Below are 17,183 nucleotides of genomic sequence, written 5' to 3' on the forward strand. Positions count from 1 at the left end.
AGTGAGTGCCTCTGCGCGGTCGAGGAAGGGGACTGGGGTGGAGTTAGCGCTCAGAAGTCGTTTAATGCTCATAACTTTTGGTGCGTTCTCATGTTGTGGCTGGGCGGGCTCCAGAGTCAGTAGATGATCCCCGACCTCCGTTGTGAAAGGAAGTGTGATCGGCGGAAGTTTTTGACGTCGCTTGGATGTGCGCAGTTCCTGGAATTTTTGTTGTAGTTTGCTTCGAGACCTTCTCCAAAGGAGACAGACGAGTGGGACAATTGTCAGGATCAGTGCAGGTAACCATGTCAAGGAAGGGTGGGTGATCCCGAGGTTATCGAGGGGACTGAGGAGCCAGTCGATCCACGACTGACCTGAGGACGTCGTTGGTATGGGCGAGGGGGACGGCTCTGTCACGGTACGGACCTCAGGGATGGGAGGGAGGATTGCTGACCTGAGAGTCTACCGAGCAGCCACTCGGTTTCTCATGGACCTCCCGCTGCTGATATCGCAGAGGGCCCCGTCGCCCATCGCATGCGGCCGCTTTGCACGCCGATCAGTCGCGGTCGTTCCCCTCAGCCTCGATCTGGCTGGCGACGGCGTCGAGCTCCTGGCGAATGCGGGCCGCCTGCTCCGGCTGCCCGCACCAGTCGAGGATGGCCGCGCAGACGTCCAGGGAACGGGCGAGGTCGATGGTGAAGGAGCCCAGGTCGCGGTGTGCCAGCTCCCGCCGGATCTCGGTGGCCTCCCGGATCGTTGCCAGCGCCTCGGGCCGGTTGCCGGTCGGCGGCAGGTAGGTGGCGAGGTCATGCAGGGACTCAGCTAGATCCGGTAAGTAGTCTCCGTCCGTGCGGGCCAGGTACCGATAGATGCTCACGACCTCCCGCGCCGCGGAGACCGCCTCATCATCTCGTTTGAGGTCGTTCATGCCAACGGACAGGGTGCGCAGGGTCATCGCGAGCTCGGATGCGTACCTGGAGGGATCGTCGTCGGCCAGCGGGCGGTACAGGCCGATGGCCTCCTGCGCGGCGGCCAGGACCTCGTGTTGCCTCCCGGTCTCCCCGAGCTCGACGGCGAGGACACCCAAGGACTTCGCCAACCCGGGTGTGAAGACATCCGGGTTCATCCGGGCGAGATAGCGGTACACCTCGGTGGCCTCCCGAGTGGCGGTCAGAGCCTCCTCCGAGCGTCCGGCCGCGTTCAGACGGATGGCCAGGTCGCTCAAGGACTTGGCCAACCCCGGTGCGAAGGCGTCGGACTCGCGGTGAACGAGCTTCCGGTCGACGTCCACAGCCTGGAACGCGGCGGCAATGGCCTCATCCCGGCGCCCGGCGGCCGACAGGTGAATGGCGAGGTTGTGCAGGGCCACGGCGAGGTTGTACAGGTCGGCCGTGGAATCGCTCTGCGCCAGCTTGCGACGCACTCGGACCACCTCCTGCACGACATTCGCCGCCTCATCGCGTTGTCCGACCGCATACAAGCGCGAGGAGAGGTTGACGAGAGAGCCGATAAGATCGGAGTAGTGAGTATCGGGGTCCTCGTCGGCCAGCCTGTGAAACAGGCCGACGGCCTCCTCGCTCATGGCCAGGGCGTCGTAGCTGCGCCCCTCGTGGGACAGACAGCTGGAGAGCGTGTCCAGGCAGCCCGCAAGGCGGGAGGTGTAGGAGGCCGGATCCTCCCGGGTCAGCTCCCGGTAGAGGCTCGCGGCCTCCTGCGCGTTCGCCAGGGCCTCACCGCCCTGCCCGACGTCGATCAGACTGAGGGTGAGGGTCATCAGGGCCCAACCGAACCAGGGACGGTAGGCGGCGGGATCCTTCTGCATCATCCGCCTGAGGATGTCGGTCCCCTCGCGGGCGGCATCCAGAGCCTCCTGCGGTTTCCCCGACTTCTGCAGAGCCCCGCTCAGGTCCAGTAGTTGAGAGGCGCGGTCCAACTGGGCGTCGTCGTCGGATACAGGGGGAGCGGAGCCGGACATGCCATCGGTCCTTCAGGGAGGGGATCGGGTGTGCTTATAAGTTTAGCGAGGCTCGTCGGCTCGGATGCGGGTGGTGCCTGCTGGCTCGGGGAGGGGATACGGCACGCGGGGGCCGTCGCAGCGGGCTGGCTCTGATCGGGAACGTACTTTTCCCGCGAGAACTGCGTTGTCCCGCAGACGACTGGGGTCGGGCTCCAGTCGTCTGCGGGAGAAGTACGTTCTGGATGGAGAACGCAGTTCCCGATCCGCTCGGCTTCGCGTTCCACACCTGCGCCCGCGCCGCCGGTCCGGCAGCGCCCCTCAGAAGCTCCCGCCGGAGGCCTCTATCTCCATCTGCAGGGTCACGTCCTTGATCTCCTGGCGGATGCGGGCGGCCTCGGCCTCCTTACCGCTCCACTGGAGTATCGAGGCGTAGGTGCCGAGGGTGTCGGCGAGGCCCTGGTTGAAGGTCTCCGGCCGTTTGCGAGCCAGGCTCCGGTAGAGGCTCGCGGCCTCCCGTGCGGTCTCCAGGGCCTCATTGCGATGACCGGCCTCCGCCAGGCGCTTGGCGAGCCGGTGCAGACACGGCGCCAGCGCCGGGGCGTGAGTCGCGGGATCCCGCCCGGCCAGCTCCCGGCGGATCGTTGCCGTCTCCCGGATCGCGGCCAGAGCGGCGGAGCGATGCCCGGTGTCTCCCAGGCACTTGGCGACGTTGTGCAGGGAGGCCGCCAGGTCCGGTTTGTAGGCGGCCGGATCGATCTGCACCAGGCTGCGGTAGATGGTGACCGCCTCCTGGACGGCGGCCAGGGCCTCGTGCGTGCGCCCGGCCCGGTTGAGGTTCAGGGTGAGGATGTTGAGGGACCGCGCCAGGTCGGCAGTGTAGGAGGCCGGATTGGCCCGGACTAGGCGCCGGTAGATGTCGATGGACTCCCGGGCCGCCGTGAAGGACTCGTGCAGCTGCCTGGCCGTGTACAGGCCGACGGCGAGGATGTACAGGGACCCGGCGAGATCCGGTGTGTAGGTGGTGGGGCTGCTCTGGACCAGGGTGCGGCGGATGCTGACCACCTCGCGGGCCGCAGCCAGGGCGCCGTCCAAACGGTCGGCGTCGCGCAGGCAGGCGGCATGCGCCTCGAGGGCACCTGCCAGATCGGGCAGATGGGTGTCGGGGGCGCCGTGCGCCAGGGCCCTGCCGACACTGACCGCCTCCTGAGTCGCGGCGAGTGCTTCATGATGCCGCCCCACGTCGCTCAGTCTCCGAGCCAGGGTCCCCAAGGAGCCGATGACCTCGGGGGAGTAGATGGCGGGCGTGCGGCGGGCCAGCCCCCGGTAGAGCGCGGCGGCCTCCTCGGCCGCTTCCAGGGCCTCCTCGCGTCGCCCGACGGCGGCCCCGCAGGAGGCCAGGACATCCAGTGCCCTGGCGAGCTCACTGGTGCAGGAACCGGGTTCGTCCTTATCGAGGCGGCGGTAGAGGCTGACGGCCTCCAGAGCCTGGTCGAGGCCCTCATCGACGTAGCCCACCGCGCGCAGGCGCGGTGCCAAACTGCTCAGGGCCGCGGCCAGCTCGGGGATCTGCCCGGCCGGATCGGACTGGGCCAGGCGCCGTCGCACACTGATGGCCTGCTGAGCGGTAACGAAGGTGCTGCTCTGTCGCCCGGACTCGCTCAGGCGGCAAGCGAGTGTGGTCAGGGCCTCAGCCAGTCCGGTGTTGTAGGCGGAGGGCTGATCCTCGTTCAGGCTCCGGTAGAGGTCGACCGACTCCTGGGCGGTGGCCAGGGCGTCGCGTAGCTCGCCCGCCGCGCTCAGGTCGACGGCGAGGCGGCGCAGGGAGTCGGCCAGGCCGGGAGCATGGGGGGTGTAGTCCTGCTGAGTCAGGCGCCGTCGGATCCGCACCGTCTCCCGCGAGACGGCGAGCCCCTCACGGGGCCGGCGGGCCTCGCTCAGACGGACGGCCAGAACCGACAGGCCCTTGGCGAGGTCAGACAGGTAGAGATCCGGGTTGACCCGGGCCAGGTTCCGGAGGACTTCACTGGCCTCCCGCGCGGCGTCCAGGGCCTCGCCGCGGCGCCCCGAGGCAGCTAGGCGCTTACTGAGCTTCAGCAGCCGGGCGGCGTGGCCGACTCCTTCAGGGCTGACATAGGGAGGGAGCGTCACGTCTGAAGGCCTCGTGATCGGGGAATCGCTGGTGAGTACACGTTAGTCGCTACGGGCGGGCGTCGCGATGGGGAATCATCACCGGTGACGCGCCCCGGTAGCCCCTCCTTTAGAATCGGTGGGAGGACCGATACCGGGGTCGCCGAGGAAGGGAGCCGGTGTGGGCGCACTATTCAGCCTGAACCACGTGGGGGCCCAGGTCGTCGCGATGACGGCGACCTTCATCCTGTGCCTGACCCTGGGCGCCGAGCGCCATGTGCGCCACAAGGACGCCGGTGTCAAGACGCACGTCCTGGTGGGACTGGGTTCGTGCTTGTTCACCCTCGTGTCCGCCTACGGGTTCGCCCCGGTCACCGGCGCCGACGTCTCCGTGGACCCCAGCCGTGTGGCCGCGCAGATCGTCTCCGGTATCGGCTTCCTGGGCGCCGGGGTCATCTTCGTCAACAACGACACCGTCCGCGGCCTGACCACCGCCGCCACCGTCTGGCTCAGTGCCGCCATCGGCATGGCCTGCGGGGCGGGCATGATTCCACTGGCGGCCACCGCCGTCGCGCTCGACTACGTCGTCGTGCTGCTGCTGGGGCCCCTTACCTCGCGCCTGCAGCGCCGCCGCGGCGAGGTGACCGTGCGCATCGACTACCAGGTCGGCCGCGCCATCATGCCCGAGATCCTCCAGGCCGCCACGGCCTCCGGCTTCACCGCCACTTTGGAGGAGACCGAGATGACCCGCGGCGAGCACGGGCGCATCATGAACGCCGTCATGCGCTTCCACGGTAAGCGGCCCACCGCCCACCTCATCGAGGCCCTCTCGGGGCTCGACGGCGTTGACGGCGTCGAGTGCCTTGAGGGCGGTCGGCTCGACTGAGCCCGGCCGGGCCTCGGCCCCTCCTACTCCAGGGCCCGGATGATGTCCTCGACGGTGTCCTTGGCATCGCCGAAGAGCATTGAGGTGTTCTCCCGGAAGAACAGCGGGTTGTCCACCCCGGCGTAGCCGGTGGCCATGGACCGCTTGAAGACGATGACCCGACTCGCCTCCCACACGTGCAGCACCGGCATGCCCGCGATCGGCGAGCCCGGCTCCTGGGCGGCCGGGTTGACGGTGTCGTTCGCGCCGATGATGAGGACGACGTCGACGTCGTCGAAGGAGTCGTTGACCTCGTCCATCTCCAGGACGATGTCGTAGGGGACCTTCGCCTCGGCCAGCAGCACGTTCATGTGCCCGGGCAGGCGGCCCGCCACTGGATGGATGCCGAAGGTGACCTCCACTCCCTCCGAGCGCAGCATCTCGGTGAGGGTGGCCACCGGGTACTGGGCCTGGGCGACCGCCATCCCGTAGCCGGGGGTGATGACCACTCGCCGGGCGGACTGCAGCAGGTGAGCCACCTGGCCGGCGCTGGTCTCGTCCACCGATCCCTCCTGCCCGGACCCGCCCGAGGCCGCAGAGGTGGAGTCGGTTCCATAGCCGCCTAGCAGCACCGAGGCGAAGGAGCGGTTCATGGCCTGGCACATGAGGTAGGACAGGTACGCCCCCGAGGAGCCCACCAGCGCTCCGGTGATGATGAGCAGGTCGTTGTCTACCATGAAACCGGTGAAGGCCGATGCCCAACCCGAGTAGGAGTTCATGATCGAGACGACCACCGGCATGTCGCCGCCGCCGATCGCCAGCACCAGGTGGGCTCCCAGCACCAGGGAGATGAGCGTCATCACCGCCAGGAAGGCCCAGCCTGTGCCGGAGCCGGCCGGTACGCTCATGAACCCCACCATGAGGAGCAGGGAGGCGAGGAGGGCCGCCAGGTTGAGCAGGTTGCGGCCCGGTAGCGTCAGCGGGCGCCCCGGCACACGACCGGCCAGCTTGAGGGCCGCCAGGATTGAGCCGGTGAAGGTCACCCCGCCGACGAACACGCCCAGGAAGACCTCGCCCAGGTGAAAGGCCCCCAGCGAGGCGGACAGGACGTCGGGGGAGACATAGGAGTTGTATCCCACCAGGACGGCCGCCAGCCCCACCAGGCCGTTGAGCACGGCGATGAGCTGGGGCATCCCGGTCATCGCCACGCGTCTGGCCACCACCAGCCCGATGACCGAGCCCAGGGCCAGGCCCATGGCGATGAGCAGCAGAGTGGGCAGCACGCCCCGCGCGGGCTGGCTGCTCAAGGTCAGGCCGATGGCCGCGAGCACCGCCACCCCCATGCCGACGGCGCCCGCCACATTACCGGCCACCGCAGTCTCGTGGCGGGACAGGCCGGCCGCCGCCAGGATGAACAGGATCGCGGCCGCTATGTAGGCCAGGACCACCGGCGAGGGCAGCGATGGCACGGCGGCGATCAGCGTGTCCGACGACGCAGTCGGCATCAGAGTCGGCATGTGAATCATCATCTGCTCCCCACCTCAGTCCTTCGTGAACATGGCGAGCATGCGGTGGGTGACCGCGAAGCCGCCGACGATGTTGATCGTGGCCAGGACCACCGCCGCCAGGCTGATGGCGCTGATGACGGGATGGGGATGACCCACCTGCGAGATCGCCCCGACCAGGATGATCCCGGAGATCGCGTTGGTGACTGACATGAGCGGCGTGTGCAGGGCGGGGGTCACGTTGGAGATGACGTGGAAGCCCAGGATCACCGAGAGCATGAGCACGATGTAGTGGCTCGTCGCGGCCGACGGCGTCACCAGGATCAGGGCGGCGGCCACCAGGCTCGCCGCGGCCAGCCCCAGCCACTGCCGGGAGCGGGAGCGCGCCTGCGCCGCCCGGGCGGCCTCCCGGGAGGCCTCGTCGTCGGCCGCCTTCGCTGGGCTCCCCGGGGCGGGAGAGGCCGAGACCCGGATCGGGGGCGGGGGCCACAGCAGCTCGCCGTCGTGGGTCACCGTGATGGTTCGGACCACCTCATCGTCCAGGTCCAGGGCGAGTTCCCCGTCTTTGGCGGGGGTGAGGAGAGCCAGCAGATTGACGATGTTGCGCCCGTAGAGCTGGGAGGCCTGCGAGGGCAGCAGCCCGGCCAGGTCCGTGTGCCCCACGATGGTGACGCCGCCCTCGGTGGTGACGACCTCGCCGGGCACCGTCAGCTCAGTGTTGCCGCCGGTGGCCGCCGCCATGTCGATGATGACCGAGCCGGGGCGCATGGCCTCGATCGCGGCCCGGTCCAGGAGCACCGGTGCGCGGCGACCAGGGATGCTCGCGGTGGTGATGACGACGTCGGATTCGGTGGCCTGCCGGGCGTAGAGCGCGTTGGCCTCGGCTGCCTGATCGGCGCTCATCTCCTTGGCGTAGCCGTCGGAGGAGACCTCCTGGGCGCTGGGCAGTGGCACGAACTGCGCCCCCATGGAGCGGACCTGGTCGGCGACCTCGGGACGCACGTCGGAGCCGCGCACCAGCGCGCCCAGGGAGCAGGCGGTGCCGATCGCGGAGAGGCCCGCCACGCCCGCGCCGATGACGTAGACGGCCGCCGGCGGGAACTTCCCGGCAGCGGTCACCTGCCCGCTGAACAGCCTGCCGAAGTGCGACGCTGCCTCGATGACGGCCCGGTAGCCGGCGAGGTTCGCCTGAGAGGAGAGTACGTCCAGGGACTGCGCCCGCGAGATCCTCGGGACCACGTCCAGGGCCAGGCAGGTGATGCCCCGCTCCCGCAGCGTCTCGAGGAGCTCTGGCTGGCGCGTCGGGTCCAGCCGGCAGATGAGGACCGCGCCCCGGCTCATGAGCGCCAGCTGCTCCTCGGCCGGGGATGAGGCGCTCACCACGACTTCGCAGCCCCAGACCCGGGCTCCGCCTGCGGTCTGGGCCCCGGCGGCCTCGTAGGCGTCATCGGGGAACTGCGCCCGCCCGCCGGCGCCGTGCTCGACCAGGACCTCGTAGCCCAGACGGATCATCCGCTCCACCGTCTGCGGACTCGCAGCGGCGCGCGGCTGATCCGCAGGCTCCCGGGGGACTCCGATGCGCATAGTGCCTCCTCGCACGATACGGCTGCCGTCGTCGGCAGGTCGCAAGAAACTATCGGCAAGATAGAAGGTTCCGCAGTTTACGGCAAGGGGGCGTCGGTGTCGCCCCGGCGACCGACGATGCTGTCGGAAGGCCGGGGCAGGGAGCTCAGGGACGGGCCATGTCCCAGCAGCGGGCGCCGCCGGTCATACCTGCCTCGTTGGGGACTACGACGACGTCGTCGCCGATCCTGGCCAGCTGGGCCGCCGTGATCCGGCGCGAATTGCCACCGCCCAGGTAGAGGCGGTCCCACAGGTACATGGGGCGCAGCGCGTCGACGACGCGGCGCACCCGGCGTGACCAGTGGGCGTCGCCCAGGCGCAGGCGCTCATGCTCGCCGATGTAGTCGTCGTAGGTCAGGCCCCAGCGCACCGGCCCCTGGGAGACCTCCACGTGCGGGGCCAGGCCCCCGTTGTCGAAGACGGCGTTGCCCAGACCCGTACCCAGCGTCACGATCATCTCCAGGCCGCGGCCGGTGACGACGCCGGCGCCGGCGACCTCGGCGTCGTTGAGGACCAGGGAAGGGATGCCCAGGGCGTGCGAAACGCTGGTGCCCATGTTGAAACGGGCCCAAGCCTCCACCAGGTCGGGCAGCACTTTGGAACGGGGTCCGTCCTTGGTGATGTAGTGGGGCGTGGCGATGACGACCCCGTGGCGGATCATGCCCGGCATCCCCACCGTCACCCGATCCGCGCCCGGCAGCTGGGAGGCCAGCGAGGCGATGGTTTCCACCAGCTTCATCGGTGGCAGCGGGTAAGGGGTCGGGGTGCGCACGGCGCGGGAGATGATGTTGCCCTCGGCGTCCAGCACCGAGGCCTTGATGCCGCCGCCGCCGCAGTCCACGGACAGAGTCGTTGTGCTCACGGCTGCGAGCCTAGTGGAAGCGCCGGGCCGGTAGGGTTCAATGGGACCATGCCACGCATCCGCCTCGACCTGGCCTACGACGGTACCTTCTTCTCCGGGTGGGCCGCCCAGCCCGGGCTTCGCACCGTCGAGGGGGTCCTGGCCGCGGCCCTGGCCACCGTTCTGCGCGAGCCTGTCCGCCTCACGGTGGCCGGCCGTACCGACGCCGGCGTCCACGCCGCCGCACAGGTGGTCCACCTCGATGTGAGTCCCGAGGCCTGGATCGCGCTGCCCGGGCGCTCTGAGCGTCGCCCCGAGACCGCCCTGCTCACCAGGCTCGCCGGCGTTCTGGCGCGCGAGGCGCAAGAGAGCCTGCCGCTGACCCCGCGCGGAGCCGGCGACGTCGTCGTCACCGGGGCGCGCATCGTGCCGGACGCCTTCGACGCCCGCTTCGGCGCGCTCAGTCGCCGCTACACCTACCGGATCGCCGACGCCGACGCCCCGCGCGACCCCGCCCGGCGCGCCACCGTCCTGTGGCTGCCGGACCGGCTCGACGTTCAGGCCATGGAGGCCTCGACCGCGCCCCTGCTGGGCGAGCACGACTTCCTGTCCTACTGCAAGCCCCGCCAGGGCGCCACGACCATCCGCACCCTGCGCACCCTGGACTGGCAACGGGCTTCCACCGGGGCGGATGCCGGGCTCGTCGTCCTGTCCGTCGTCGCCGACGCCTTCTGCCACTCCATGGTCCGTTCCCTGGTGGGAGCCGGTCTCGCCGTCGGACAGGGGCGAAAGCCGGTCTCCTGGCCGGGCGAGCTCCTGGCGGCCCGCACGCGCAATGGCGCCGCCCCCGTCGCTCCGCCGCACGGGCTGACCCTGGAGGAGGTCGTCTACCCGGACGACGACGATCTCGCCGCTCGGGCCGAGCGCGCCCGCGCCACCCGTCGCCTGACCTGCTGACCGCATTACCTCTCCGACTCCCACCGCCCCAGAACCGCCCGAGCCGCGCTCCCCGATCCGCCTCTGCGGGCCGCGTGGTGCGATTCACGCAACTGGAAAGCCGCACCTTTTGACCCTCCCGCGGGGCGGCCGGTACTGTTGGCAATCGTCGTGCAGCACGCGTGCGCGTGTCCGCGGTGCCGTCCCACTCGCCCCGGATCGCCTGTGCTCCGACCACTCACCTGACCATGGTGGTCTCGCCGAACCGCGAACGCTTCGCAGCGCTTCGGCGTGCCCACTCGCCAAGAGAAACGAAGGCAACGCCCGTGCGCACGTATACACCGAAGCCCGGCGACGTCGAGAAGAGCTGGTACGTCATCGACGCCACCGACGTCGTCCTGGGTCGACTCGCGGCCCAGGCCGCCACCCTGCTCCGTGGGAAGCACAAGCCCCAGTTCGCGCCTAACGAGGACTGCGGCGACTACGTCGTCATCATCAACGCCGACAAGGTGGCCCTCACCAACGGCAAGGCCGACAAGAAGTTCGCCTACCGCCACTCCGGTCACCCAGGCGGTCTGACCGCCGTCTCCTACCGCGACCTGCTGGCCACCCGCCCCGAGCGCGCCGTCGAGAAGGCCGTCAAGGGCATGGTGCCCCACACCAAGCTCGGTCGCGCCCAGCTCAAGAAGCTCAGGGTCTACGCGGGTGCCGAGCATCCGCACGCTTCCCAGAACCCGAAGACGTTCGAGATCACCCAGGTCGCCCAGTAAGCGCTTCAGCGCTCGGCACCTCGCGACAAGCAAAGGACACATCGTGGCTGAGACCACTGTCGACATCGACGCGCTGGACGAGGAGAACGCCCCCTCCAGCTACACCACCGAGACCGAGGAGTCCGCTCCGGGTCGCGGCCAGTCCATCACCGCCCCCGGCTCGGGTCTGGGACGCCGCAAGGAGGCAATCGCCCGCGTGCGCCTCGTGCCCGGCACCGGTCAGTGGACGCTGAACGGCCGCTCCCTGGAGGACTACTTCCCCAACAAGCTGCACCAGCAGCTCGTGCGCGCGCCCTTCGCCATCCTGGACCTCGAAGGCCGCTTCGACGTCGTCGCCCGCATCAACGGCGGCGGCGTCTCCGGCCAGGCCGGTGCCCTGCGTCTGGGGATCGCCCGCGCCCTCAACGAGATCGACCGCGAGGCCAACCGCGCCACCCTCAAGAAGGCCGGTTTCCTCTCCCGTGACTCGCGCATCGTGGAGCGCAAGAAGGCCGGTCTGCACAAGGCCCGTCGCGCCCCCCAGTACTCCAAGCGCTGATTCGGCGCGGTACCGGCCGGGCAGGTCGGAACCGCCCGTCCGCCTCGTACGACGGCGGCCGTCCCCGCACCGGGACGGCCGCCATCGTCGTTCCGTCAGGGGTCGCCGCGATCGGTTCCGTTCTCGATGGAGGGAATCGGCCGGTGGCGCGATTGGGCGCAACGACGGCGTAGAGCTGAAGCGGAGCCGCCCCCGAGGACATCAGACCTTGCTCGCCCTGCGGTCGTCATGTCCCCGTAGCGGGCGGCCCGTGGCAGGATGGTGCTGTTTCGTCATCCATCAGGAGGATTTCCATGGCTCGTCTCTTCGGAACCGACGGCGTACGCGGCCTGGCCAACGACCTGCTCACGCCTACCCTGGCCGTACAGCTCGGTGAGGCCGCGGCCCGCGTCCTGACCAAGGACTCGCCCGCCACCCGGCGCTCGCGCAGCGTCCGCCCCCGTGCCATCGTGGGTCGCGACACCCGCGCCTCCGGAGAGTTTCTCGACCACGCCATCAGCGCGGGCCTGGCCTCCTCCGGGATCGATGTCACCCGCGTGGGCGTCCTGCCCACCCCGGCGATCGCCCACCTGACGGCCACCCAGGACATCGAGCTGGGCGTCATGATCTCCGCCTCCCACAACCCCTTCCCGGACAACGGCATCAAGTTCATCGCCCGCGGCGGCTACAAGCTCGCCGACTCCGTCGAGGACGAGATCGAGGCGCTCTTGGGCAAGGTCAGCGACCGCCCCACCGGCTCCGACGTCGGCCGTGTCATCAAGGGCGAGACCGTTGCCGACCAGAACTACATCAACCACCTCGTCGACTCCGCCGCCACCGACCTGTCCGGGCTGCGCATCGTCGTCGACGCCTCCAACGGGGCCGCCTCCGTCGTCGGGCCGGCCGCGCTGCGAGCCTCCGGCGCCGAGGTCATCGTCATCAACGCCTCCCCGGACGGCCTCAACATCAACGACAACTGCGGCTCCACCCATCCCGAGCAGCTGCAGAACTACGTCAAGGCCGTCGGCGCCGACATGGGCGTGGCCTACGACGGCGACGCCGATCGCTGCCTGGCTGTGGACGCCGACGGACAGCTCGTCGACGGCGACCAGATCATGGGCATGCTCGCCATCGGCATGAAGGCCGATGGCACCCTCGGCTCCGACACTCTCGTCGTCACCGTCATGAGCAACCTCGGCCTCATCCTGGCCATGCGCGAGCACGGCATCCGCACCGTCCAGACCGGCGTGGGCGACCGCTACGTGCTCGAGCGCATGCTCCAGGGCGGCTACACCCTGGGCGGCGAGCAGTCCGGGCACGTCATCGACACCCTCCACGCCACCACCGGCGACGGCGTGCTCACCTCCCTGCGCGTGGCCGCGCGCGTCAAGCGCACCGGCAAGACTCTGGCCGAGCTCGCCAGTGTCGTGACCCGCCTGCCCCAGACGCTCATCAACGTCAAGAACGTGGACAAGGCCGCCGCCAGCACCAACCAGTCTGTGCAGGATGCTGTCGCCTCCGCGGAGAAGGAGCTGGGCGAGACCGGCCGCGTCCTGCTGCGGCCCTCGGGCACCGAGCCTCTCGTGCGCGTCATGGTCGAGGCTGCGTCTCAGGAGGAGGCCGACCGCGTGGCCCGATCCCTGGCCGACACCGTCAAGAACAACCTCAGTCTGTGAGCTGACGGAAGGTTTCTCGTCGGCCTTCAGAAGAAGGCCATTATGTCCAACCTATGTGCCCCGCCCAGAACCTATGGGCGGGGCACAAGGTATTGAACCTTCTGGGACTGCTGGCACACGTCGTAGCCGTGTAGTGGTCGACGGCTATGCCTCAGCCTCAATGTTATTGCCGATCTACTTCTGATATAACTTTTGGGATAAAGCGTCTATCAAATCGAGCGGAGCGAGCATGGAGTTGCCCGATGGCGGATACCGTCCTCCGCCGATCCACGTATGTGAGGACGAAACCTACCCGATCGATGTTGGCCCGATCTCCGGGCCAGGGTGCCACCGAATAGTCATACGGCTGAGGACCTACAGAGGGCGAGTGGTTGACTATGCGCTCCAGCACGAGTGGCGCTCCGGCCCGGATGATGACTGGCAGCCTGTGTTTCGGATTGACACACGTCATGGTTGCATCCACTCTCACCAATACCATCGGGACCGAGACCGTGAGACCCGTCCCATCCAAGAAGTACTAGGGAGGAACGACCATGCCATACTGGGGGCGTCTTACGACGAGTTATACAAGCAGGTAATCGATTGGATGGAACAGCACTTCAGGAGCTGGCAGAGATGAGTGACACCAAGACGACGCGGCGTGACGCGGCGCGCGCTGTGGGGCTCTTCCTCGGTACGACTCAGGGGCGGGAGTTGTTCAGGCGCAACCACTATCTCAATGACACCAGGATCCTTGCGGTCCCTGAGTCCGAGCCCATCGACTCCGTGATCGCCGATCACCTCGACCACGGTGCTGACACGATAGTCGCCGTGTTCTTCCCCGACCGTCAGGGCAGCAAGCGCTTCGGCTTTTTCAGGTGGGAGATGCCTTCAAGGCAGGCCCCCGAAGGGTGGGGCACTGCCGATGGGGTGACGCTGGGTACCGGGCCTCAGGGCCACACATCGTCCATCGGCGCTGTGATGGATACGATGAAGGCTCAACGTTTTACTCTTTCTGACGATGGTCATCACGATGACGTCCCGGACGTGTCTGCCCTGCTCAAGCGCATGTCATCCAAAGCGTTTGCTGCTTCCTAACACCTGAGTCTCACTTGAAGCTCTCGACGTCGGCGCGCTGTCATGATGGTGGTGGGCCTCGCGGCCTATCTTGACCGCTGGAACACCGCCTCACGGCGATGGGGGAGAATAGGCCCGTGACCTCCCCGTACCGCTTGGCTCTCTTGACAGATCCGCCGACCTGGCGCGGCATGGTCCTGAGCGGGAAGACCCTCGATCTGCTTGCCGTGTTGGCCGCGAGCCCGCAAGCCCGGGTGAGCGACGGCTCCCTCATTGAGGCCCTGTGGCCCGACGACGTCCCGGCCCGGCCCCTACGGGCGCTGCACGTCGTCGTCTCCCGGGTTCGGGCGGCGGTGGGGGAGGACGTCGTCGAGCGCATCGGCGACGGGTACCGGCTGGCACTGCCGACGGCGCAGATCGATGCCTGCGACCTGGCGGACCGGGCGGAGCGGGCCCGCACCCGTGCCGTTGAGGGGCAGTGGGACCAGGTTTTGGACCTCACCGGTTCCTTGCCCCATGTGCCCGCTCACTGCGAGGCCGACGATGCCGTCGGAGTCGGACCCTCTCCTCTATCCCGCCTGCGGGAGCGAGCCGTTGCCCTGGCCGAGGCGGCCCGCTGCGACCGGGGGCTCGCCCTGGAGGCAACTGGTGAGCACGAGCGGGCCGCGGAGCTGTTGCGCGAGGCCGCCGGGCGCGATGCTGGTGACGAGACCGTCCTGGCTGCTCTCATGCGCGCCGAGTCATGGTCTCGCTCACCTGCGGTCGCCCTGGAGATCTATGAGCAGTACCGTCGCCGGCTGCGCGATCGGGGAGCTGTGCCGGGACCCGCCCTGCGCGCCGCCCACGAGGCCGTTCTAGCCGCTGAAAGCCCTGTACGCCGCGGCCTGGAGCCCGAGCCTGAGCATTTCCTGGGGCGGGAGGCGGATGTGACCGGTGTTCTCAAGGCCCTGAGCACCCGCCGGCTGGTGACGCTCACCGGTCCCGGCGGGGTCGGCAAGACGACCCTGGCCCAGGTGGTGGCGGCCCGCTGCCGCCGCCCCGCCGTCTACGTCGTCGCCCTCGCCGAGGTATCCCCCGGAGCCGATCTGATCAGAGTCCTGCTCGACGCCGTCGGAGGCCCCGGAGCGGCCGACGGTGACCCGCGCCGCGCCCTGGCCGCCGCCCTCGCCCAGCCCGGAACCGTCCTGGTCCTGGACAACTGCGAGCACCTGGCCGACCAGGTCGCCGACCTCGTCGGGCCGCTCCTGGGCGCCTGCCCCGACCTGCGCGTCCTGGCGACCTCGCGCCGCCCCCTCGACCTGGCCGCGGAGCACGTCCACCGCCTCGAACCGCTCGATTCCGTCTCGGCGGCCGAGCTCTTCCGCGCCCGCGCTCTGGCCGCCCGTCCCGGTCAAGTCATCGACGATGAGGACCTGGACGACCTTCTCTCCCGGCTGGACGGCATTCCCCTGGCCATCGAGCTGGCCGCCGCGCGCACCCGCAGCCTGTCGGTCGGCCAGATCGCCGAGCGGCTGCCCGGCAGACCCGATCTGCTCACCGCCGCACGTGACGTGCCGGCCCGTCAGCGCACCCTGAGAGCGGTCATCGAGTGGTCCTGGAACCTACTCGACCCCGCCGAGCGCCGCGCCATGGCGCGCCTGGCCCTGCTCGCCGACGGCTTCACCCTCGCCGCCGTGGAGGCGCTCGTCGGTGCGCAGGCCGCCGACCTCCTCGATGCCCTGGTCTCCCACTCCCTGCTCGTGGTGCGCGACCGCGGCCTGCCCCGTTTCCACATGCTCGTCACCGTCCGCGACTTCGCCCTGGAACAGCTATCCGCCTCCGGCGACGAGGCCGCGGCCCGGGCGGCCCTGCACGAGTGGGCAGTGGACGTGTGTTCCCAGATCCGCTTCCCCATCGACGCCGGCGACTTCGGCGACGCCAGTCACCCTGAGTCGCGCCACCACGACCGCCTCTTCCAGGAGATCGCCCACAATGAGGCCGCCATCCTTCAGCAGCTCGACCGGCTTCTGGCACAGGCCGATGATTACGGCTCGGATCGCCTGCCGGCGGACCTGCGTGACGCGATCTGCCTCATCGGCGCCGCACTCATGCGACTGTGGAGCGTCACCTGGAGCTATGAGCGCATCGCCGACTACGGAACGCGCCTCATCGGTCCCGCCGCGCAACCGGCCCAGGACCCGCGTGGGAACGAGGCCGGCCTGAGCGTCCTGGCCCTGTGCGTCACCCTCTTCGGACTCCTGAGCCACGTGCCCGCACAAGTCCGCTCACTCCTGCCGGCCTCCTTCGACGGCGAGGGGCCGTTCTCCCGAGTGAGGCGCTTCCTGCGCGCGAGCGACGCGCAGTGGCCCGAACTGATAGACGACGCCGACCCCTGGGTCGCTTGGGCGGCGACCCGCTGCCTGGCCGCCCAGCAGGAGGACGACGGCGACCCCCAGGCCTCACTGAGAACCATCGAGACCCTTCTGGACCGGCTCCGCAGGACGGACCTGGCCGGCATTCACCTGCTCGAGCTCCACCTCCACCGGCTGCAGGTTCTCATGTCACTGGGGCGCTACAACCAGGTCATTGACGCCTGTTCGCGCGCCCAGGTGCTCCTGGACCGGGTTCTGCCCAGCTGGGGCGAGTTCTTCCACACAACACTGCACATGGAGGGGGCCTACTGCGCGGTCTATCTCGATCCGCGTCCCGAGACTGCGGACAGGTTGTTGGAGAGCCTGGAGCCCGTCGACCTGCCGGGAACCATGCGCTTCATCGCCCGTTCTGTGCGCGGCGAGCTGGAGCTCACCCGTGGGAACGCGCGCACCGCCGCCCTCATCCAGCGCGTGAGCCTGCGTTATGCCGGGAACTGGCGCTCTATCCTGGGATCCGGCTCCCAGTGGGAGCTCTACATCCTGAGCATGTGCCTGGTCACCGACGTCGAGCTCAGCCCCGACGACGCCGTCGAGCTCGATGCCCGAGCCATCCGTGCCCGAGCCACCTCCCTGCTGCGTGAGATCCTCTCCGACCCGGCTCCACGGCAGCGCGACATTCCTACGATCATGGCCTTCGCCGCGGCCGTCGGCCTGTCCATCGTGGCTGCTGAGGACGTGGGCTCCGACCGGCGGGCAGTGGGGGCCGAGCTGGTCGCCACCGCCCTGGCCGTGGGCACCAACCAGACCTGCCGCCTGCTTTCCCACGACTACCTGCGCAGCCGCACCGAGCGGCTCGACGCCCGGGCGCTGGCTCAGGCCGAGGAGAGGATCCGGCCCCTGGGCTGCAGCGAGCTTGTGGCTCACGCCGCCGACCTCGCCGGCCGTCTGGCGGGCGAGGTCGGCTGAGTCCTCAACATGCG

The 17,183-nt window shown here is 69.2% G+C and carries 13 protein-coding genes; 8 read left to right on the top strand and 5 right to left on the bottom strand.

What is annotated here, in order from left to right; genetic code table 11:
* Positions 1-535: 535 nt before the first annotated feature.
* On the bottom strand, positions 536-1,954 hold the full coding sequence (locus tag FK256_RS11160; RefSeq protein WP_141424799.1) for a tetratricopeptide repeat protein: 1,419 nt from the start codon (positions 1,952-1,954) through the stop codon (positions 536-538).
* A 300-nt stretch (positions 1,955-2,254) separates the two neighbouring features.
* Positions 2,255-4,084 (bottom strand): tetratricopeptide repeat protein, encoded by a 1,830-nt coding sequence (locus FK256_RS11165; RefSeq protein ID WP_141424800.1) that lies wholly within the window; start codon positions 4,082-4,084, stop codon positions 2,255-2,257.
* Between the two features lie 160 nt (positions 4,085-4,244).
* On the opposite strand from FK256_RS11165, the gene FK256_RS11170 reads away from it, so the two are divergent.
* Positions 4,245-4,949 carry an MgtC/SapB family protein gene (locus FK256_RS11170; RefSeq protein WP_009233279.1) on the top strand — a complete coding sequence of 235 codons (705 nt, stop codon included), beginning with the start codon at positions 4,245-4,247 and terminating at the stop codon, positions 4,947-4,949.
* A gap of 23 nt (positions 4,950-4,972) precedes the next feature.
* On the opposite strand, the gene FK256_RS11175 is transcribed toward FK256_RS11170, so the two are convergent.
* The 3 genes from FK256_RS11175 to FK256_RS11185 form a co-directional block, all read right to left on the bottom strand.
* Entirely contained in the window at positions 4,973-6,457 is a 1,485-nt protein-coding gene (locus tag FK256_RS11175; RefSeq protein ID WP_141424801.1) for an NAD(P)(+) transhydrogenase (Re/Si-specific) subunit beta, read from the bottom strand.
* A 12-nt stretch (positions 6,458-6,469) separates the two neighbouring features.
* On the bottom strand, positions 6,470-8,017 hold the full coding sequence (locus FK256_RS11180) for a Re/Si-specific NAD(P)(+) transhydrogenase subunit alpha (RefSeq protein WP_141424802.1): 1,548 nt from the start codon (positions 8,015-8,017) through the stop codon (positions 6,470-6,472).
* Between the two features lie 145 nt (positions 8,018-8,162).
* Positions 8,163-8,918 carry an ROK family protein gene (locus FK256_RS11185; RefSeq protein WP_141424803.1) on the bottom strand — a complete coding sequence of 252 codons (756 nt, stop codon included), beginning with the start codon at positions 8,916-8,918 and terminating at the stop codon, positions 8,163-8,165.
* Between the two features lie 48 nt (positions 8,919-8,966).
* Between FK256_RS11185 and truA the strand changes: the two genes are divergently transcribed.
* The 7 genes from truA (at position 8,967) to FK256_RS11215 (ending at position 17,169) form a co-directional block, all read left to right on the top strand.
* A complete protein-coding gene (gene truA, locus FK256_RS11190; RefSeq protein ID WP_141424804.1) occupies positions 8,967-9,854 on the top strand; it encodes a tRNA pseudouridine(38-40) synthase TruA in 888 nt (295 codons plus the stop codon).
* Between the two features lie 305 nt (positions 9,855-10,159).
* Entirely contained in the window at positions 10,160-10,603 is a 444-nt protein-coding gene (rplM, locus tag FK256_RS11195; protein WP_009233286.1) for a 50S ribosomal protein L13, read from the top strand.
* A gap of 43 nt (positions 10,604-10,646) precedes the next feature.
* Positions 10,647-11,141: a 30S ribosomal protein S9 gene (rpsI, locus tag FK256_RS11200; protein ID WP_009233287.1), complete on the top strand. Its 495-nt coding sequence runs from the start codon at positions 10,647-10,649 to the stop codon at positions 11,139-11,141.
* Between the two features lie 293 nt (positions 11,142-11,434).
* Complete coding sequence (glmM, locus tag FK256_RS11205) at positions 11,435-12,796, top strand: phosphoglucosamine mutase (RefSeq protein WP_021607674.1); 1,362 nt, start codon at positions 11,435-11,437, stop codon at positions 12,794-12,796.
* A gap of 229 nt (positions 12,797-13,025) precedes the next feature.
* On the top strand, positions 13,026-13,415 hold the full coding sequence (locus tag FK256_RS14890) for a DUF7718 family protein (protein ID WP_425321591.1): 390 nt from the start codon (positions 13,026-13,028) through the stop codon (positions 13,413-13,415).
* The gene (locus tag FK256_RS11210) at positions 13,412-13,873 is read left to right on the top strand and encodes a hypothetical protein (RefSeq protein ID WP_075412819.1); all 462 of its coding nucleotides are present in this window, start codon (positions 13,412-13,414) and stop codon (positions 13,871-13,873) included. Before FK256_RS14890 ends, FK256_RS11210 begins: the two co-directional genes overlap by 4 nt.
* A 98-nt stretch (positions 13,874-13,971) precedes the next feature.
* Complete coding sequence (locus FK256_RS11215) at positions 13,972-17,169, top strand: ATP-binding protein (protein ID WP_141424805.1); 3,198 nt, start codon at positions 13,972-13,974, stop codon at positions 17,167-17,169.
* Positions 17,170-17,183 lie beyond the last annotated feature (14 nt).

The sequence above is a fragment of the Actinomyces johnsonii genome (genome assembly GCF_006546835.1).
GTDB classification, from domain to species: Bacteria; Actinomycetota; Actinomycetes; order Actinomycetales; family Actinomycetaceae; genus Actinomyces; species Actinomyces johnsonii.